A 17,712-nucleotide genomic window follows, 5' to 3' on the forward strand; every position below is an offset into this window, starting at 1 on the left:
GAGAGGACAGCGGAAGCTGTCCTCTTTTTGTATTTTCTGTTAAAGCCTTTATTTGTTTCTTTTTTCAAGAGCTTTAACCAACTCTTCACCCAATGCTTCAGAAGAAAAGGGATCGCGTCCGGTCAGCAGCTGTTCATTTCCCCATACTACTTTTTCTTCTGATGTATAATCCGCAATCTTTCTCATTTCTCCTTCAAGGCTGTACGGCAGAATATTTGGGAGACCTTCTGGTTCCATCGCTTCCGGATATCCAGTAACACGTAAGCCGGAAATAATGCTTTTGCCGTCAGAGCGCTTTGTCCAAATTAAAGGAGCGGGTCCGTGGCATACGGCAGACACAATATTTCCGTTATCGTAAATGAAGTTAATAATTTGGTGTAGCTCTTCACTTTTAGCCAGATCATACATAGCACCATGGCCTCCTACGATGAGCACAGCATCATATTTATCGGGGTTTATTTCAGATAGAGCCGTTGTATGGTCCGCTTTTCCAGATTCATATAACGTTTTATATTTCCCTTCAGGATCATATTCTTTCGCTAAGCTATGTTTGTCAATGTCGGGTTTGCCGCCTAATGGAGAAGCTAAGTCTACTTGGTGCCCCGCTTTTTCAAGCAGCTCCATCGGGGCAAATAATTCTTCTCCCCACCATCCGGTTTCATAATTATTTTTTGCATCTTTAAACCCGCTTGATAGTACTGCTAACACTTTAGCCAAAAGTAGTTCCTCCTTTTGTTGTCATACTCTCCATAAACAAGTTATCCTTTCTACGTCTTTTTAAACAATTTTTCAAAGTATATGATGGGAAAAGAAACAGCGAAGGAATTCAATAGCTTAATAGTATAGAATTTCTGCTCCGGCTTTTAAACCGCTTTTGTAGTTACAGTAAAAAGTGGCTATGTGAACAAACGTGATAAAAAAGCGCTGTCCTTCTGATTGAAGGACAGCGCTTTTTTGAGCGGGCGAACCATTGAAAAATAATATGTGTATAGCAGGGGCAGCGCCTTATTCGTTTTCTTTAGAAAACCATTTGAAAAAACGCTTCTTTTTTATTTCTGCTTTTTTAGCTTCCTGCGTATTTTTTAAAGATTCCAGAAGAAGCTGATCCCGCTTATTTAGCGAATCCTTAATATACTGTTGCTGCTCGTCTAATTTTGTAACGAGTGCTTGGTTAAACTGCTCCTGTCGTTCCATACGTTCCATAATGACCGCCAAATCTTTTCGAATTCCACTTGAGGGCTCTTCCTGTACAAGTTCAGGTTTTATTTGTGTTTCCCCTGTAGCAAAGTAATATTCAATTTGTTTAAGGGAGTAATTTTGTTCGCGGTTTAGTTTACGGATGAGCAGCAGCCTTTGTAAAGCAGGTTCATCAAAATAGTTATAGCCATTTTCTCCCTGAACTGTAGGAATATAAGGCTTCAGCTCTCTTAGCCAGTTACGGACGACACCGGGACTCTCGTTGATCTGTTTAGCAGCTTCTTTTACAGTTAAACGCATTTCCTCTACATGTTCCGTTGGAGTTTCCATACATTGTTCTTTTGTTTGAGTCATGATTCCATCATCCTTTCAAGATAGGTTTCAACGCACGTGCCTAATAACAAGTCTGGTACACTGCTCTTCTAAAGGTATGTCATGAATCTCAACTAGCTTTTCAGGTACGTTCTTTCATATATGTGTTAAGTTCGGTGTATGCAGAGAATGTCCTTTAACTAAATTTGTCGTTTGGTTAGAGGTTTTAGAACATATTAAAATTCTTAAAAATAAGTAGGTAACCACTTATCGCTTTTCACAGAATGGGGAGCCGCTTATCCCATTTTATTTAATTAATTATCATGTTGTTTGTCATGTACTTTGCTGCCTTTATGATCTGATTCTTCCTGAATCCTCTTACCATTGGAAGTTACTTATCAATTCACCGTGCTTTTGCTGGTGTTGCAATGTTTAGATTCCCAGGCTTATTTTTATAAACAATTTTTGGAGAGATAAAGATAAAACAATGTTATATTTAAAAAGTAAAAAAAGCGCAATAAATGGATTTATCCTTTGTTATTTAGGGTATAGCAAAGTAGAGTAATAAAAGAATATAATAATTGGGTAGGATAGCAAGAGTGGCTATCAATGTATATGGCGTAGGTGGGGCCAGTACGAGGGAAGGTCGAATTGTATTTTTTTATTACTTTAAACTTTTATAATAATACTGGCTTGTCCAGTACCTAGAAAATAATAAACGAGCCCCTGGTCTTCATAAAGGTCGGGGGCTCGCTTTCGTATAGCGCTAACATTTTTAATAAAGCAACATACAGTACATTATACAGGGTAAATGGGTAAATAAAACGCGTCCTTCTTTCTAAAGAACGGGGCTTTTTGGATTGAATGATTGGTTCGGACTATCAATTATTAATTGCAAAGCCAGTTATTTAACATTCACTGCCTTGTCAATGCCGGCTCTTTAAAAGAAATTCTTTTTTTAATTCGTTCATCACTTTTTTAATGGTCAATCCACCAATCTCAGTTGTATAACCTTCATCTTCCTTTAACTCTCATATCTACAAAAAACACCTCTCAGTTGATTTTTAAGGTCCGTACATGACCGTTTTTCAACGTAGAGATGTTTTCGTTTGTCTTACTTTATGGAATCAATCCCTTTAACAAAATATATTGATAAAAGGATGCTTTTGTTGAAAAATTCAATAAAAATTTTACGGCTTTTATATTTAGTGAATATCATTCTTTTTAAAATTACCACCCTTAACTTCTGCTACGTCATACACAGTCACAAAAGCTCCTGGGTCAATCTCATTGATGATTTCCTTTAGCTTGGTTTCTTCCAGGCGGTTAATGACACATGTGATTTCTTTGAATTTTTCATGGGAAAAACCACCGTACGCTTCTTTATAAGTGGCACTACGGCCTAAGCGGTCACGTATAGTTTCTACCATTAAGTCAGATTCAATGGTGATAATTTGGAAGGTTTTAGAGCCGCTTAGACCTTCTTCTACAATATGTATAACTTTAGAAGCAATAAAGTAAGCAATGGCCGAAAGAATAGCCCCTTGCAGGCCAAATACAGTGGAAACGATAATAAATACAAAAATGTTTAAGAAAAGTATAAGATCACTGGTTCCAAACGGTAATTTTCGAGAAAGCAGTACGGCAAGCATATCAATTCCATCCAATGCACCGCCATTACGTAAGGCTAATCCCATTCCAAAACCAAGGATAATACCACCCACAACTGTAACTAATAACGTATCGCCTTCAATAATAGCGGGAGTATGGTGCATAAGAACTGTACCAACAGCCAGTGAAGCGATTCCGATAATTGAAAAAATGGCAAAGCTTCTTCCAATTTGTTTATATCCTAACCAGATAAAAGGAATGTTAAGAACTGCAATCAGCACACCTAATGGCAATCCAAATAGTTGTGAACCTACGATACTAAGACCTGTCACGCCCCCATCCGATACGTTGTTTGGGATTAATACTGTTTCTAGTCCGTATGCGGCTATAATTCCCCCAAGGATGACTAATAATCCTCGCATCATCATTTTAAGTTTGTTGGGCTTATACTTTTTAACTTTACTCATCTAATTCCTCTTTTCAAATCTTTTGTCATCTTTAAGCTTACCATAAATAACAAGCATAATTCATGGCTAAGTCCTATAAATTTGGCACCTCCAAAGCTAGAGCAGGTGAGATTCTACACCTTATGAGCGTTAAGTTCTCTGTATACGTTTCCTTCATGTTTTCTGGCGTTTCAAGAAAGTTAATCAAAGATGTGTAGTTACCAATAGCCTTTGAAATTCCCGTATAACTCCTTAATGCTTTGACAGAGTAAGCCCCCTGGAAACTGTATATCAGCTGATTTTGAGTGAATCCTGTCATTGCGGGAATGCAGGGAAAGGTTTTTTCTTTATCCTCCATTTTAGCTAAGAATTTTTTTACCCGTGAACAATTTGATTATACATAAGACTATTTATGTAAGGACCTAGGCTATTAAATAATGAAAACATACAAAAATAGTTGAATAAACGAACGTTTGTGCTATAATAGAACTAATGTTTCTATTGTTCATCCAATAACAAACCATTTTAAATACCTTTTTCAAAGGAAATACTGATAGCTGTAAAGTATTCCGTTTTATAGGAAAAGTTTATGTTTTTAACCGAGGTGATAGTGATGAGTAAATCAAAATTCTGGACAGAAGAAGAAGATCATTTTTTAAAAGAGAATCTTTGTAAAATGACGCTAGAAGCAATTGGACACCATTTAGGCGGCCGCAGCAAAGAGTCTGTGAACAAGCGGGTAATAAGGTTAAAGCTTCGTACTGAAAAAACGCGTCAGCGAAAGTCCTGGTGTAAGGAAGAGGATTTATTTCTTGCGGAAAATCTAAATAATATGAAAAACGTGGAGATTGCTGAGCGGCTGGGCAGACCTGTAAACTCTATTGCTACTCGCATTAAAGTTCTCAAGCTGCAAAGAAAGAATCCTCTGCGCAGGTGGACAGCAGAGGAAGATGACTACATGATTCAGCGATACGGGAAACAGCCTATTTCTTTTATTGCCAAAAAACTTAAAAGAACACCAGGAGCCGTAGAAGGAAGGCTGAACCGTCTTGGCATTTATGGTGGCAGGTCTAACAATGGTGATCTCACGACTTATGATTTGGCCGCTGAACTCAAAGTAGATGTTCATACTGTTTACAACTGGATTCAAAAGTATGATATGCCCTGTTACGAGGCAGTGATTAAAACACGCATATTTACTATGATCGAAGTCCAGCCGTTTTGGAAATGGGCGGAAGAAAATAAAGAACGGATCAACTGGTCTCGTGTTTCTAATAATACTTTGATTCCTGAGCCGGAATGGGTCCAGCAGCAAAGACATTGCAACTTTATGAATCACCTGCAAAAAGAAAATCGCAATTGGACTGCTGAAGAGGACGCAAGGCTTTGGCAAATGTATTATTCGAAAGGGTATACACAAAAACAAATTGGAGAAATCATGGGTCGTTCTGCAAGAGGTGTTCAAAGACGTTTGGAGCGATTGAGAAGAGCAAAAAAAGTAAGCTAACTGAAAAGCTGTATTAACATAGGAGATGTATTCGATTTACATTTGTGGGTAAACCGGCCGGTAGTTTAATCAATAAATCGTAAAGGTTAGTGGAAGAAAAACGAAAAAAGCAGGTTCGTTAGTTGTTTGAACCTGCGAAGTAAAAAATTATTGTTTTAACAAAAACTCATTCCCGTCTTCATCTTTGAACTGAACAAATGTACCCCATTGCATTTTTTGTGGTTCACCTAAAAACTCAACACCATTTGCTTTCAACTTTTCGTATGTACTTATAATGTCATCACATTGAAAAACAATAGATGCTTTCATATTTTCTGAACCCTTTATCATTGTTTTGGGATAGATAACTAAATGACTATCAGCTCCTTTTGGTGCTACCTCAAGCCAAAAGGAATTTGGCCCCATTGGATGGTTAGCCACTACTTCAAACCCTATTTTTTCTGACCAAAACGTTTTTGCTTTTTGTTGGTCCTCTACATAAACAGCAACTGTTGCAATTTTTTGAATCATGATAAAACCTCCATTTTTAGCTCCCTTGTATCATATCAAGGATTTTCTTATGAAGCTATATGAAGCTAACGGAATCTTGAGTTGGATAAAGAATAATCAAAGTACCTGCATAGTGGTCTTCCTTTCTTTCAATAAAAACATCCAGACGGATCCTGACTCTTAAAAATAAGGATCCGTCAAATTCTTAATAATGACTATGACCCTGCAGGCCTTCGATATGGCATTTTCAGCTCTCACGTTGACTTTAGACTTTAATTTGTATGGGGCTATATTCGCGAGAATTGCTGTGCTTGCTACAACATTGGCTTGCTTTTTTGATAGGTAAAAGCTATAGGCGTTATATTAGTCAGAGCAGGTTTTTTATCGGTGGTTCAGGTTGAGAGAAAGTCCAACGGAACACAGTCACCTATACATTAGGTGCTCGAGCAGAAATAATGATATCTTTTAACTGCAAGTAATTTTCTTTTAATGAGAATCATAGCTGGACAAAATAAACACGACGGGGTGGAAGTTATGTTACATAATGAATTGACAAAACGTTTGAACATTCAGTATCCGATAATACAAGCTCCTATGGCAGGCGGAATTACTACTTCGAAATTAGTGGCCGAGGTTTCCAGTGCTGGAGGACTGGGAATGATTGGGGCGGGCTATCTGACGCCTGCTCAAACAAAAGAACAAATTAAAGAAATCAAGCAGTTAACATCAAAACCTTTTGGCATCAATTTATTTGTACCCAACGAATTTCACATCACGGAGGATGCGGTCAAATCCGCTGATCAGCTATTACACTCAATTCGTGAGCAATTAAATGTAGAGCCTGCAGACAGCTTTGATATTCCCGAATTCAACACTATTTTTGAAAGCTTTATGGAGCAGGTGAAGGTTGTCATTGAAGAAAAAGTTCCCATTTGTTCCTTTACATTTGGTGTTCCTTCCAAGGAAGTGATAGCCAAATTAAAACAGCATAACATCACGCTTATAGGGACAGCTACGACAGTTAGAGAAGCGGTTGAAAATGAAAAATTGGGAATGGATATGGTGGTTGTGCAGGGCAGTGAAGCGGGCGGTCACCGCGGTAACTTTATAGATGAGCATCAGGAGAGTTTAGTTGGCTTAATGTCACTTATTCCGCAGGCTGTAGACCATGTAAGCATTCCGGTTATTGCCGCTGGAGGCATTATGGATGGGAGAGGATTAATGGCTTCCCTCTGTTTAGGTGCGCAGGGTGTACAAATGGGTACAGCTTTTCTAACCTGCGTGGAAAGCGGGGCCCATAAAGTGCATAAGGAAGCTATTTTGAAGGGGGCCGAAGACCAGGTGACATTTACGCGGGCTTTTTCTGGTAAATGGGCAAGAGGCATTAAAAATAAATTTATTTTAGATATGCAGGAGCACGAGTTGCTGGTGCCCGATTTTCCTGTTCAAAACCTATTAACTCAAGTGATTAGAAAAGCAGGCAGCGAGCAAAACAATCAAGACTTTATGTCACTCTGGTCTGGTCAGAGTCCAAGGCTGGCCAAAAATCAAACGGTTGAAAGATTAATGAAGGATATGATAACTGAAGTCCAAAAAATAAATATAACTGTATCGTAATTGACGCAGCTCTTTACTGGTTTTTTATTTTACTTAACGATTTAGTTTAACTATATTTCTTTATAATAAAAATTTATTTCTCAATTTGTACGCTAAAAATCATAAAAGGCTCATGATGACTCCGTCCTGATCATGAGCCTTTTTCCTGCTTGCTTATTTATTGTCGATAAGTAAACGAAACGGTTTATAGTGGATAGAGAAAATAAAAAAAATCCCTCTTAAGGGATTTTTATAAAAGTCGTTAAGACTTCTGTTTATAAAACGCCATAAATTCTTGAATAGAATGTATAATTCCTTCAGCCTGGAATGTAAGCAGCGAAAAAGCTGATAAAGAGAAAAAGGCGATAGGGATTAAACGCAGCCAATGCATTTTATCTCCTCCATTTCTAATTTTCTAGGTAATGAAAGAATCATACTCCTGAAATTCAAATTGATCAAGTGTAAAGTATTAAAACCTTTAGTATTTATTACCCGGGTCACTTTATTCGTTATTTTGAAGCAATGATAAGCCGTTCAAGTAAAAGCTGCATGGGGCTGCTAGCCAGTCCATTGGTTTAAAAGTTTCAGAGTACCGAGTGTACAGGTTAGGCAGCTGACTTTGTTCTAAGAAATCAATATGAACATCCATAAAATTTATTGACGAAAATAAAAATGGCCCATGAAAAAGGCTTCTAGAGCAGGGGAGCGGGCAGGGAGCAGCGGTAATAGAATATAAATAGGGGGAGTGGAAGCGAAGTGGTGACCTTATGTTTAATGGGATAATATTGAACAGTTGTAAGGTGAAACAGTAGAAGTTTGAGGTGCATGATTGGATGAAAACAGTAACGCTTGCAATTACCAATCGTTACTTCAAAAACTTCTGATATGTGCAAAAGGATATCTGGGTAAATGTATGATATGTGGCTGCTCTGGAGCAAGTGAAATATAGTTTGTTGAACAGTGAAGTTACGCATATTACTCATGTCTCACTTTTTTCAGATAGGACAGAATCGTTGTTTTAAAAGAAGTGTCAGAACTGCGGCTTTTGAAGCATAAAATCATCCCATAAACAAGCCAGCAACTAAATGACCTCTGTAGCTTATAAAAATTGAAATTAGTAAGCGGATTACCATACCATAACTGTTGATGGAACGAATGGTGTAGGAAATAAAAAGATTTTGGAGCAGCATTAGAACCAGGACAGCAGAAACCACTATAACAGAGGTCTGAAAATTTGCATGTATTGCAGGAAAATCCATGAGTTTACCGTCTTTTCACCCCTAATACATTTTTATGTTTTTGCTTATTCAAAAGGGGGAGACAGCCTTGGAGATCGGAGAGTGGAAAATAGCCAAAATTGGAGACTTTACAGTCATCGGATATGTCAGTCGCATCAGTAATCATCGCAGTCAAGTTGAGCTGGCGATAGTAGGAAGAATTATAAACAATAAAATGAAATGGGGAACGCCAACGAAGTTACTGTTTGAAGAGCATCGTCTAGAGCCCCTTGGTACACTGCTGGATGATATACAGGACAAAACAACGCTCATTGATCTAGCACTTGCGACAAAGGATAAGAAATGGTTTGAAGAATTAACGGGAGGAGTAAAAAAGGGGCATACCGCTGAAAAGTGATTGAACATCGATGGGCATCAGAAGGAGTAAAAGCCTATTGTATGAAAGGTTTGAGTCAAAGCGGCCGTCATAGTAAAGAAGCAGAACAGGGCGATGCTCTTTGTTCTACGAAAAGCAGTGAAAAAAGAAATGATCTTTGTCTGACACGATCGAACAAGCAGCAATACGAGCGGTATGTAAATCAGAGTGTAACTGGGGAGGATATTTGTATCGTTATCCTCCATTTCTACCTGGCCGGCTCAGGGAAAGCGAAGAAACGACAGGAAATTGCATAAAAAAGACAGCCAGGTTGGAACCTGACTGCCGGCAAGGTTACGAGTTATAGGAGTTGGATGTGGGTCTAATAACAGCGTTTCCAATTCCAGTGTTCTTTATACACGTATACGAAGTATTCAAATGAAAAATTTAAAAAATGAGAGCAACTTCCCGGCTCTTTAAAAAGTAGCAACACTACGATTTTAACAGGCCGGGGTGCTCTTGTAGAGATAAAAACGACTGCTGGGATTGATGTGCTGAGTAGCACCGTATCCGCGGTTAGGGACGATAACCGACAGGAGGCCACAGGGTTTTATAATGGGATGAAAATCCCCCCTAACGTAGCTGAGATGATCCTGACAGCAAAGTCGATCGTATCCCATTTAAAGGATGATAGTACGACAATACCTACCCTTCTTAAAATGAATAAATTTATGAAAAAGAAGAAATAAAGAAAGTAAGTAACTGGAGGTGAACATTTTGAGAAGAGCAGGTGAATAAAGAAAAGTAAAAATGGGTCGCAGGATCATCATCAGTGATGTCAGTTTCATGGTGCAAAGCAGATTTTATGGAAATAAAATCGAAATCGCAAAGGGGACACAGGTCAAAAGCGGGAAATTTCAATTTAGAAAACGGGCACCCGGTATTTTTTACAAAAGAGCAGCTGGAACCAATCAGTGATCTTGAGGACAAGCATTGTGGCAGGGGAGCCCTAATTGATCTGACGTTAGTAACGGGGGCAAGCAATGGTTTAAAAAATTGACAGGAGGAAAATAAGAATGGCACACCGTGGACCAATAATTGAGCAGCAATGGACTCCAGAGGAGATGAAAGCATACTGCAAGAAGTTTGAAGCGAAGCGCCCAGCGTATGTAAGAGAAGCGGACAAGCGTGTAGGTAACAGATTCTCTTCAAGAGGAAAACAGATAGTGCATTCAAAAGGAGATTTTGAATAAGCTTGAAAAACCAGGGCACTGAATAAACGCAGATGGCGTTTGTTTCGTGTCTTTTTTATTTGTCGGAAAAAGGGGTATTGAAGATGAAAGCAGCCGTTGAAGTAAAAATGAAATAAATCATTTTTCCGTTTTGTTTCCTTTATGTTCACCGCGCCTGAACAATCATACAACGGATTAGTCATTCACGTTGCAGGAAATGATGTCCTGCTATCGAATTTATTGTAAGGAAAGGAGATGGTTTGGTGAAGAAAGATATAGTAAAAGATTTAGTGGAAAAGGGTTTTGAAGTCGTAGACTTTATCAATATAAGCAACCCGGAGCATTCATATGAAGAAATTTATTTAAAAGAGGAAGACACAGAAAACATCTTAGAAATGCTTGGCATTAAACCTGATACAGTAGCTCTGTCCAGGGAACGGGAAAAGCTGTTTATTACTGGAGAATTAACACCATTGCCGCAGTATTACCGGCAGGGTGAAGAGACGCCTAACAAAAAAGAGGTTATAAGGCCTTTAAAATATGAAATAAAGGAAGCAACCGTCTAAAAGGTTGCTTTTTTCTTTTCTTATTGGCACGAAGCAAGCATTTATGTCAAACTTTCTTTCAAAAGAAATGATCCTTGTTTTTAACGAGCAACATGTCCTTATTGAGCAAAAATATGAACCATTCTAAACCATTAAAACTCAACTACTTTCCCCTTAATAAAGCTGACAGTGCTGCTAAAATCGAAAGCCAGCGTCAAAAACGTCATATAAGCAGTGCAGTATACTGAATTGATTTAAGTAGGTTTCGAATCATTCAGTATACTGTTTTAGTATATTGAGCCCCATTTTCAACTCTTCTAATGAATTTGTAGAAGAAAGCGCAATACGCAGATACTTCTCAGGGGTCGTCTGCCCGCTAAGAAAACGATCGGAATGAAAAACCCGAACCCCATGCTTCTTCAAATCTGTTTCCAGCTGTAATCCATCGGTACGTCCTTCAATGGGAAGCCAGCGATAAAAACTAAGTGGATGACCAACATTCTTTTGTAATGGAAAATACTCCAAATATAGATCATTGGTTGATTGCGCAAGCTGTTTTTTATGGGAGACGATTTCTTGAGCCTTGCCGGATAAAATAAGCTCTGTCACCACCTCTGCATCTAAAGAAGATGTTTTTACATTAACGTTAAAAATGGCCTGCAATATTTTTTTGCGTAGAGGGTCCCCGTAAACCATATAAGCAACTCTTAATCCTGAACATATGGACTTGGAGGTACCACAAATATAAACGCTCTGTTCTGGAACCAAATTAAACATAGGCTGCTCGTAATCAGAAATGATTCCAGCCGTCAGAAATGCATGGACGTCGTCTTCAATTAAAATTAAACTATATCTGCGGATCACCTCTGCTAACTCACGCTTCCGAAAGTCTGAAATCATCACAGTAGTCGGATTGCCGCAGGAAGGCATAAGGAAAATACCGTGAATGTCTACCTGGCTGCACTGTTTTTCCAATTCATGTGGCAGCATCCCACATTCATCTCCAGGAATAGGAATGAGCTGAATATGAAGCATTTTGGCCAGCTCGATAAAGTTTGAAAAAGTATACAAATCGGTTGCAATACGATGGCCTGGCTCAAACAGGGCTGTTAATGTGATGGCCAGTGCATTCTGTGCGCCGGACACAATTGTGGTATGCTCCTGGTCTGCACGAATACCGAATGGTTCCATCCAGTTAAGCCCGGCGGTTTTTTGATGCGGAATACCCGTTGGATCATTATAGTTCAGCAGCTGATTCAAATACTTTTTCTCCGTAACTTTCTGTATGGCTTCTGCTACAATCTCATTGGTCTGTTCAAAAGAAGCAACAAAACCAAGATCAATCCAGCTCGTGGTTTCATTTGCTGAAATAGCAATAGAACGGGCCGCATTAGGTGAAACAAAAGTGCCGCTTCCCATAACTGCGTAAATCAATCCCTTTCGCTCGCATAAAGTATAGGCGCGGGTAATCGTCGTGAAATTTAAATCAAGAAAATCTGCCAGCTCCCGCTGAGGAGGCAGCTTGGTTCCTGATGCTAAAAAGCCATTTACGATATCCTGCTCAAGAAGAGAGGCAATAGACTGATAAAAAGGCCGCTTTAATGCTCGTTTATCTGGTTTCCAAGACATGGGATAATGTTCAAATGAGTTTACCGGCATGCGATCCTCCACCCTTATGTGTTCATTCCATACAATCATATCATGAATTGTATGGAACTCTCACAGAGAACCAGTAAGATAAAAAGCAAAGAAAGCAGGGCTCAAAACCGTTATATTATCAAGATAACGGTTTTTTATTTTGGTTAAAGAGAATTGTAATGCATACAATTCTCTTATTTTTTGTATGGATTTTCTATGTTACATTAAAATAAAATTCGGTCTATAAGGAAGTGAGCGATATGAAAAAAAGAGACCAGGTGTGGGATGCTTTTCTTGCGGCTGTTCCCTATACGATTCCTATTTTTGCAGGCTTTTTGTTTTTAGGAATTGCTTATGGCATTTATATGAATTCACTGGGATTCAGTGCTGTTTATCCGATCTTGATGAGTTTATTCATCTTTGCAGGATCAATGGAGTTTGTGGCAGCCAATCTTTTGCTTGCCGGGTTTAATCCGATGAATGCGCTGTTTTTAACTTTGATGGTAAATGCAAGGCATTTATTTTATGGTCTTTCCATGCTGGATCGATACAAAGGAACTGGGAAAAAGAAGTTTTATTTGATTTATGGGCTGTGTGATGAATCGTTTTCTATTAATTACACAGTGGATGCTCCAAAAGAAATAGACAAGGGCTGGTTTATGTTTTTTGTCACACTGCTTAACCAGTTGTATTGGGTCATGGGCGCAGCGATTGGTGGTGTCTTCGGATCACTTGTGCAATTTAATACAGAGGGATTGGAATTTGTAATGACGGCTCTTTTTGTGGTTATTTTTATTGAACAGTGGATGAAAGAGAAAAAGCACCATAGTGCTCTTGCAGGGCTTGGTCTCTCTGCTGTCAGTTTGATGATTTTTGGCGGCAGCGATTTTATTATTCCTGCTATGATGGCAATTTTAGGTGTTCTTAGTGTTCTGAGAAAACCTTTAGAGAAAATGGAGGCAGCGGCATGACAATGAGTGTAGCACAGCAGATCATCACAGTCGCTATGGTTGTTTTGGGAACCATGCTCACAAGGTTTCTGCCATTCATTCTTTTCCCGTCAGGTAAACCGACGCCAAAGTATATTCAGTATCTTGGTAAAGTCTTACCCTCAGCAGTACTTGGGCTTCTGGTGATTTACTGCTTTAAGGATGTGAATTTATTATCCGGTAGTCATGGTGTTCCTGAATTGATAGCCGTAGCAGTGGTTGCCGCACTCCACTTTTGGAAAAGACAGATGCTTTTATCAATGGCAGGCGGCACCATCGTCTATATGTTGTTGGTACAGCTCGTTTTTTAATAAAAAGGAAGAAAAATTCTGACGCTCTTTTTATTTTGAATAATACTCCTTCTTTTTATAAATGGAATAATATAACCTGTCAGCTTGACAGAAGAACCAAACCTTAATTCAAGGTTTGGTTCTTTTTTTGCAGGAAATTGTGGTTTCTTTACATGAAGCAGCAAATGTTACTGTAAGTAAGTATTCATCATAAAAAAGGGCGTTCTGTCACCTGTTTCAAGTATGAAAACCATATGCTGCACATAAATACATACAGATTTTAATTAATCTTCTGCAGGACGAAGCTGCTGCAGACGTTCTTTATTTTGACTGAGCTGTTCTTGAAGCCGGTCAACAGGCTCTTGATGTTCACTGTTTTGTAGTGCATCATTGAGAGCGTTGTCCGCATGTTCAATCGCATTTTGTGCTTGTTGAATCAATTGCCGGGTAGGGTGCGATTGAGCTTTTTCTACAGTCAGCGCTACGTTATCTACAGAATTGTGCAATTGAGTAATCACATTTTTATTTTTCCAGCTCATGTCTGTATGGTCTACCATAGCAAACCCTCCTTGTCGTATGAAATAACAGTACGCCTTTACTATGGAAAAGCCCTTGCTTTTTTATTCATAGAGCAATCAGGAAAGAATGGAGTGAATTTTGGAAAGCCGGTCCTTTTTAAAAAAGAACAAGAAGGTTAAAAAAGAAGGGATAATAACATTATATATCACCAGAAATGCCCTGGATCTTTGAGTCCAGGGCATTTTGTGGCTGCTGATACTCAGTGTAGAAATAATGAAAAAACGCGAAATAAATGCGTTTCATCTTTCATTCATTACCGATTGTTTCGGTTGTTTTTGTTGTTGCCGGTTAAATTGTTTGTAGCGTTTTTAGCTGCATCAACTGTGTTCATAGCAACGTTTTCTGTTGTTTCTAAAGCATTGTGCATCGTTTCGAATGCAGATCCTGCCGTGTTCTTAATGCTCTTTGCAATGCCTTTGTTATTGTTTTGGTTTTGATTATTGTTTTGATTCGTCATAAAGTTTCACCTCCTAAGCAGGAATAGGATACGCATTCTATAGTCAATTATTCAGAATAAAACCGTGAATTGTTGATATACTAACTAAGCGTGTGATTAACTAAAAAATCACATTTCTTGCAATTTCGTTATAAGCTATAAGGGACACTTCTTTTCCAATGTACCATTATGAGAATGTATAGCATAATATACTATAAAGAGGTAAGCATGAAATGAGTGGGAAAGTAAAAGACCTGCACTTAAATAGCAGGTCTTTTATTGACTAAATTTCAATTTATTTCTGCCTCCTCAGCAGTTGAAAGAATGACAGTAAAACTTGTGCCTTTTCCTGGAGCACTATCAACATATATCTCGCCGCCCATAGCTTTTACAATACTGTAGACAACCATTGAGCCCAGACCGGTGCCCAGGTCTTTTGTGGTAAAGAAAGGGCTGCCTAAACGCTCAAGTTGTTCCTCATTCATGCCAACTCCTGTGTCTGTTATATTGATTGTGGCATTGCTTTTAAAATACTTTAGCTCAATTGTTAGTTTTCCGCCTTGAGGCATTGCTTCGATTCCATTTTTTATAATATTGATAAGGCACTGATGAAGTTTTTCCTTTTCACTAGCAATATATATGTTTTCCTCTAAACTCATTTCAATTTCTACATTATTCATAACGGCATAAGATTCAACAAAACCTTTGATATGTATTAGCTCTTGATGTAAATTTAATATCTTTGTATTTTCTAATGATGGCTTTGCAAATGTAAGGTAATCAGTGATGATAGACTCGGCTTTTTCTATTGCCTCTAAGGCTGTGCTTATGTAGTGTTTCTTGTCCTGATCCCGAAGATCTGAATCATCCAGCAATTGAAGAAACCCTTTCGTGACAGTCAGCGGGTTTCGTACTTCATGGGATATACTTGCTGCTAATGTACTGACTGTTTTTAGCTTTTCAAGCTTGCTAATTTCTTTCGCTAAAACTGCCTCTTTTCTTGCTCTTTCAATAAAGAATACAAACAGCATGACACCTAAAGATTGAAGGATGGCGGAAGAAATAAATAATCCAAAGTAATACAGATTGATGTATTCTGGTAAAAACAAGAAGAGCATCGTTAGTCTAGCAATAGTTCCTAAGAGAAATGCTAATACAGCAAGTAAAACTTTCTTTTGAATGTTAATGGTCTTATTAAACCGGGGAATAATGTAACACAATAAAAAAATGAACAGAGAATAAATGAAAAAAGCTTGTTCAAAACTAGGAATATCTAGATAAAAGCGATAAGACAGCAGGACAAATAGTAAAAAAACAGCAACTCTACGCCCTCCATACAGTGCGCCTAAAATAAGGGGAAATTGACGGAAATCAGCTGTATAACCGTTCGGGAGCATAACGGGGAATGTCATACATAAAATAATCGCAATCCCGGAGATAAGGGCAATCATAGCTACATTTGTTAATTTATTCGATTTTTTTTCAATGAATTTAAAATAAACAGAGTAACAAAAATAAAGTAAGAAAACATTTAACAAAAAGGTCTGAATATTATCAAACAAGGTACTCAATTAACCAGCTCCAATTTAAAAAACCAATATATATAATTTTTTTTAATTTTCGATAAAATCAAATTATTCGAGGTAGGTATTCTTTTTCATTTTCCTACAAAAAAAGAGGGAACTCTACATAATTTGATCGACAAATCACGACAAGATATTTTTTGAAACTGAAGGAAAGCCCAAAAGAAAAAATTTAGCTCTGGATTCTTGAAAAAAGCAATCATCTCTTTTTCATCATTAACTTCATATTTTTCTGTGTTTGATCTGCTGAGGAGATAATCAATTGAAACATCATACAAATCAGCCGTTTTTTCGAGCATTCCGGTATCCAGATCAGTTCCTTTTATAACCAGAAAGTGTTCCATTAGAAATCTCTAAAATTTTCGTGGCTTCAATTTGCGATAATTGTTTTTTTTCTCGCGCACTTTTAAGGAACTGATCTCGTAGTTCCAGGGTTTTTATTTTGTTAGCTTTACGTTAAAACCCGATAAAGGGATAGAGGTAAGGTAGAAAAATGTAAAACAAAAGAGATCAAAAAAAAAGATCATATATAACTTGAGTTTTAGGCAAAGTCTATAAACAAATCCAGCGCTTTTTCATAGTCTAATAGTAGTAAAACAAGAAAGGGGGGATATTATATGGAAGAGAATAAAAACAAGGATAAACACCACAAAGGTGATGACCACAAAAACCACAAAGACAAACATCACAAAGGCGATGACCACAAAAACCACAAAGACAAACATTACAAAGGCGATGGCCCTAAAAACCACAAAGACAAAGACAAGTGGGAAAAAAAGATGATGAAGAAAATGATGAAGAAAATGATGAAGAAGATGATGAAAAAAGAGATGAAAAAAATGATGAAAAAGAAATGTGAAAAAAAAGAAAAGTAAACTATATAAAATATCTCTTTATTTAAATCCTTTGGTTTCTCACGCACGAATATATGAATGACAGACAGCCTTTTAATAAGTGCTATTGTGCTACATTCCAAACCTTTGATAAGCACCATGCAATATGGGAGCACTTGTTTTACGTAGATAAATCTTTATATAATATGCAATAACTTCGCGGAAAGCATAAAACAATTTTTATATAAAAATCAAAAGAATAGTGTATTGTAATTAATCAAATATGTTTACTGGAAACCTTGAGGACACTGAATAAACGCACATGCGGCGTTCGTTTGGTGTTCTTTTTTATTGGCTAAAAGGAGCTTTGAAGATGAAAACAATGAAATAGCAGCTGCGGCAGTGGGAGAAAGTGAATCCAATACCGGTGCCAGAAAAGCTCACTGAATGGGATTTGTACGATTTGATGAGCAAAACATAAAACATTACGATGCGGAAAAGGTAGCGCCTACAAATATGGGAGGGTTCCACATGCAAAAGCTTATTCATGAGTTCCGTGCGCTAAAGGAAATAAAAACTGCTATTAAAGCCAAAAAGGAATTGTTAGAACAGGATATTCAGGATAAGACGCTCATTAACAGCATGATCAGCGAAGTGTAGTTTGCGATTCAATGGACGGTGTCCGGGCGACATCCTGATGCAAGACGCAGGGCTCATCGAACAGGGACTTACACGCTGGATTCGAAATTGGTTGAAGCTGTAGTACCAGACCAAGTGGCCTTTCTGTTATACTGTAGGGCATATCAATTAATGAGAAAATCTGTTAAAAAGAGTGG

At 37.9% G+C, this 17,712-nt stretch carries 21 protein-coding genes; 11 read left to right on the forward strand and 10 right to left on the reverse strand.

Annotation, left to right across the window (positions count from 1 at the left end):
- Positions 1 to 48: 48 nt before the first annotated feature.
- The 4 genes from VP97_RS18975 to VP97_RS24975 all read right to left on the reverse strand — a co-directional run bounded on the left by VP97_RS18975 (position 49) and on the right by VP97_RS24975 (position 3,924).
- A complete protein-coding gene (locus VP97_RS18975) occupies positions 49 to 717 on the reverse strand; it encodes a type 1 glutamine amidotransferase domain-containing protein (protein WP_050183726.1) in 669 nt (222 codons plus the stop codon).
- Between the two features lie 288 nt (positions 718 to 1,005).
- On the reverse strand, positions 1,006 to 1,551 hold the full coding sequence (locus VP97_RS18980; protein WP_050183727.1) for a MerR family transcriptional regulator: 546 nt from the start codon (positions 1,549 to 1,551) through the stop codon (positions 1,006 to 1,008).
- Positions 1,552 to 2,714: 1,163 nt separating this feature from the next.
- Positions 2,715 to 3,587, reverse strand: a complete 873-nt coding sequence (locus VP97_RS18985; protein ID WP_050183728.1) for a YitT family protein — start codon at positions 3,585 to 3,587, stop codon at positions 2,715 to 2,717.
- A 73-nt stretch (positions 3,588 to 3,660) separates the two neighbouring features.
- Positions 3,661 to 3,924 carry a YqcI/YcgG family protein gene (locus VP97_RS24975; RefSeq protein WP_156153554.1) on the reverse strand — a complete coding sequence of 88 codons (264 nt, stop codon included), beginning with the start codon at positions 3,922 to 3,924 and terminating at the stop codon, positions 3,661 to 3,663.
- Between the two features lie 255 nt (positions 3,925 to 4,179).
- Here VP97_RS24975 and VP97_RS18995 point away from each other — a divergent pair, with 255 nt between their 5' ends.
- Positions 4,180 to 5,073 carry a sigma-70 RNA polymerase sigma factor region 4 domain-containing protein gene (locus VP97_RS18995; RefSeq protein WP_050183730.1) on the forward strand — a complete coding sequence of 298 codons (894 nt, stop codon included), beginning with the start codon at positions 4,180 to 4,182 and terminating at the stop codon, positions 5,071 to 5,073.
- A gap of 147 nt (positions 5,074 to 5,220) precedes the next feature.
- Here VP97_RS18995 and VP97_RS19000 read toward each other — a convergent pair whose 3' ends face one another.
- Positions 5,221 to 5,583, reverse strand: a complete 363-nt coding sequence (locus tag VP97_RS19000; RefSeq protein WP_050183731.1) for a VOC family protein — start codon at positions 5,581 to 5,583, stop codon at positions 5,221 to 5,223.
- Between the two features lie 468 nt (positions 5,584 to 6,051).
- Here VP97_RS19000 and VP97_RS19005 point away from each other — a divergent pair, with 468 nt between their 5' ends.
- The 6 genes from VP97_RS19005 to VP97_RS19025 all read left to right on the forward strand — a co-directional run bounded on the left by VP97_RS19005 (position 6,052) and on the right by VP97_RS19025 (position 10,549).
- Complete coding sequence (locus VP97_RS19005; protein ID WP_082220454.1) at positions 6,052 to 7,179, forward strand: NAD(P)H-dependent flavin oxidoreductase; 1,128 nt, start codon at positions 6,052 to 6,054, stop codon at positions 7,177 to 7,179.
- A gap of 1,305 nt (positions 7,180 to 8,484) precedes the next feature.
- Positions 8,485 to 8,793, forward strand: coding sequence for an IDEAL domain-containing protein (locus VP97_RS19010; protein WP_050183733.1), 309 nt, complete (start codon positions 8,485 to 8,487; stop codon positions 8,791 to 8,793).
- Positions 8,790 to 9,068: a hypothetical protein gene (locus VP97_RS19015; RefSeq protein WP_050183734.1), complete on the forward strand. Its 279-nt coding sequence runs from the start codon at positions 8,790 to 8,792 to the stop codon at positions 9,066 to 9,068. Before VP97_RS19010 ends, VP97_RS19015 begins: the two co-directional genes overlap by 4 nt.
- A 515-nt stretch (positions 9,069 to 9,583) precedes the next feature.
- The gene (locus tag VP97_RS19020) at positions 9,584 to 9,811 is read left to right on the forward strand and encodes a hypothetical protein (protein ID WP_156153556.1); all 228 of its coding nucleotides are present in this window, start codon (positions 9,584 to 9,586) and stop codon (positions 9,809 to 9,811) included.
- Between the two features lie 16 nt (positions 9,812 to 9,827).
- On the forward strand, positions 9,828 to 10,004 hold the full coding sequence (locus VP97_RS24025) for a hypothetical protein (RefSeq protein ID WP_156153557.1): 177 nt from the start codon (positions 9,828 to 9,830) through the stop codon (positions 10,002 to 10,004).
- A 242-nt stretch (positions 10,005 to 10,246) separates the two neighbouring features.
- Positions 10,247 to 10,549, forward strand: a complete 303-nt coding sequence (locus VP97_RS19025) for a hypothetical protein (RefSeq protein WP_050183736.1) — start codon at positions 10,247 to 10,249, stop codon at positions 10,547 to 10,549.
- Positions 10,550 to 10,798: 249 nt separating this feature from the next.
- On the opposite strand, the gene VP97_RS19030 is transcribed toward VP97_RS19025, so the two are convergent.
- Positions 10,799 to 12,187, reverse strand: coding sequence for an aminotransferase-like domain-containing protein (locus tag VP97_RS19030; RefSeq protein WP_050183737.1), 1,389 nt, complete (start codon positions 12,185 to 12,187; stop codon positions 10,799 to 10,801).
- Positions 12,188 to 12,426: 239 nt separating this feature from the next.
- Between VP97_RS19030 and azlC the strand changes: the two genes are divergently transcribed.
- The gene (gene azlC, locus VP97_RS19035; protein WP_050183738.1) at positions 12,427 to 13,137 is read left to right on the forward strand and encodes an azaleucine resistance protein AzlC; all 711 of its coding nucleotides are present in this window, start codon (positions 12,427 to 12,429) and stop codon (positions 13,135 to 13,137) included.
- On the forward strand, positions 13,134 to 13,466 hold the full coding sequence (locus VP97_RS19040; RefSeq protein WP_050183739.1) for a branched-chain amino acid transporter permease: 333 nt from the start codon (positions 13,134 to 13,136) through the stop codon (positions 13,464 to 13,466). The genes azlC and VP97_RS19040 overlap by 4 nt, the downstream gene beginning before the upstream one ends.
- A gap of 263 nt (positions 13,467 to 13,729) precedes the next feature.
- Here VP97_RS19040 and VP97_RS19045 read toward each other — a convergent pair whose 3' ends face one another.
- The 4 genes from VP97_RS19045 to VP97_RS19060 all read right to left on the reverse strand — a co-directional run bounded on the left by VP97_RS19045 (position 13,730) and on the right by VP97_RS19060 (position 16,387).
- Positions 13,730 to 14,002, reverse strand: coding sequence for a hypothetical protein (locus VP97_RS19045; protein WP_050183740.1), 273 nt, complete (start codon positions 14,000 to 14,002; stop codon positions 13,730 to 13,732).
- A 275-nt stretch (positions 14,003 to 14,277) separates the two neighbouring features.
- Complete coding sequence (locus VP97_RS19050; RefSeq protein WP_050183741.1) at positions 14,278 to 14,481, reverse strand: hypothetical protein; 204 nt, start codon at positions 14,479 to 14,481, stop codon at positions 14,278 to 14,280.
- A 269-nt stretch (positions 14,482 to 14,750) separates the two neighbouring features.
- Positions 14,751 to 16,031, reverse strand: a complete 1,281-nt coding sequence (locus tag VP97_RS19055; protein ID WP_050183742.1) for an ATP-binding protein — start codon at positions 16,029 to 16,031, stop codon at positions 14,751 to 14,753.
- Positions 16,032 to 16,117: 86 nt separating this feature from the next.
- Positions 16,118 to 16,387 (reverse strand): hypothetical protein, encoded by a 270-nt coding sequence (locus tag VP97_RS19060; RefSeq protein ID WP_050183743.1) that lies wholly within the window; start codon positions 16,385 to 16,387, stop codon positions 16,118 to 16,120.
- Positions 16,388 to 16,660: 273 nt separating this feature from the next.
- On the opposite strand from VP97_RS19060, the gene VP97_RS19065 reads away from it, so the two are divergent.
- Positions 16,661 to 16,918, forward strand: a complete 258-nt coding sequence (locus VP97_RS19065; protein ID WP_050183744.1) for a hypothetical protein — start codon at positions 16,661 to 16,663, stop codon at positions 16,916 to 16,918.
- 489 nt (positions 16,919 to 17,407) lie between these two features.
- Complete coding sequence (locus VP97_RS24795) at positions 17,408 to 17,536, forward strand: hypothetical protein (protein WP_281175121.1); 129 nt, start codon at positions 17,408 to 17,410, stop codon at positions 17,534 to 17,536.
- Positions 17,537 to 17,712: the final 176 nt, after the last annotated feature.

Source organism: Domibacillus robiginosus (genome assembly GCF_000966195.1).
In the GTDB taxonomy this organism is placed as follows: Bacteria; Bacillota; Bacilli; order Bacillales; family Domibacillaceae; genus Domibacillus; species Domibacillus robiginosus.

Excerpts from the sequence above, each read along its gene's own strand:
- VP97_RS24025 (WP_156153557.1), top strand. The coding sequence starts at position 9,828 with ATGGCACACCGTGGACCAATAATTGAGCAGCAATGGACTCCAGAGGAG.
- VP97_RS18995 (WP_050183730.1), top strand. The coding sequence starts at position 4,180 with ATGAGTAAATCAAAATTCTGGACAGAAGAAGAAGATCATTTTTTAAAA.
- VP97_RS19045 (WP_050183740.1), bottom strand. The coding sequence starts at position 14,002 with ATGGTAGACCATACAGACATGAGCTGGAAAAATAAAAATGTGATTACT.
- VP97_RS24975 (WP_156153554.1), bottom strand. The coding sequence starts at position 3,924 with ATGGAGGATAAAGAAAAAACCTTTCCCTGCATTCCCGCAATGACAGGA.
- VP97_RS19065 (WP_050183744.1), top strand. The coding sequence starts at position 16,661 with ATGGAAGAGAATAAAAACAAGGATAAACACCACAAAGGTGATGACCAC.
- VP97_RS19040 (WP_050183739.1), top strand. The coding sequence starts at position 13,134 with ATGACAATGAGTGTAGCACAGCAGATCATCACAGTCGCTATGGTTGTT.
- azlC (WP_050183738.1), top strand. The coding sequence starts at position 12,427 with ATGAAAAAAAGAGACCAGGTGTGGGATGCTTTTCTTGCGGCTGTTCCC.
- VP97_RS19005 (WP_082220454.1), top strand. The coding sequence starts at position 6,052 with ATGAGAATCATAGCTGGACAAAATAAACACGACGGGGTGGAAGTTATG.
- VP97_RS19060 (WP_050183743.1), bottom strand. The coding sequence starts at position 16,387 with ATGGAACACTTTCTGGTTATAAAAGGAACTGATCTGGATACCGGAATG.
- VP97_RS19050 (WP_050183741.1), bottom strand. The coding sequence starts at position 14,481 with ATGACGAATCAAAACAATAATCAAAACCAAAACAATAACAAAGGCATT.
- VP97_RS18980 (WP_050183727.1), bottom strand. The coding sequence starts at position 1,551 with ATGACTCAAACAAAAGAACAATGTATGGAAACTCCAACGGAACATGTA.
- VP97_RS19030 (WP_050183737.1), bottom strand. The coding sequence starts at position 12,187 with ATGCCGGTAAACTCATTTGAACATTATCCCATGTCTTGGAAACCAGAT.
- VP97_RS24795 (WP_281175121.1), top strand. The coding sequence starts at position 17,408 with ATGCAAAAGCTTATTCATGAGTTCCGTGCGCTAAAGGAAATAAAAACT.
- VP97_RS19000 (WP_050183731.1), bottom strand. The coding sequence starts at position 5,583 with ATGATTCAAAAAATTGCAACAGTTGCTGTTTATGTAGAGGACCAACAA.
- VP97_RS18985 (WP_050183728.1), bottom strand. The coding sequence starts at position 3,587 with ATGAGTAAAGTTAAAAAGTATAAGCCCAACAAACTTAAAATGATGATG.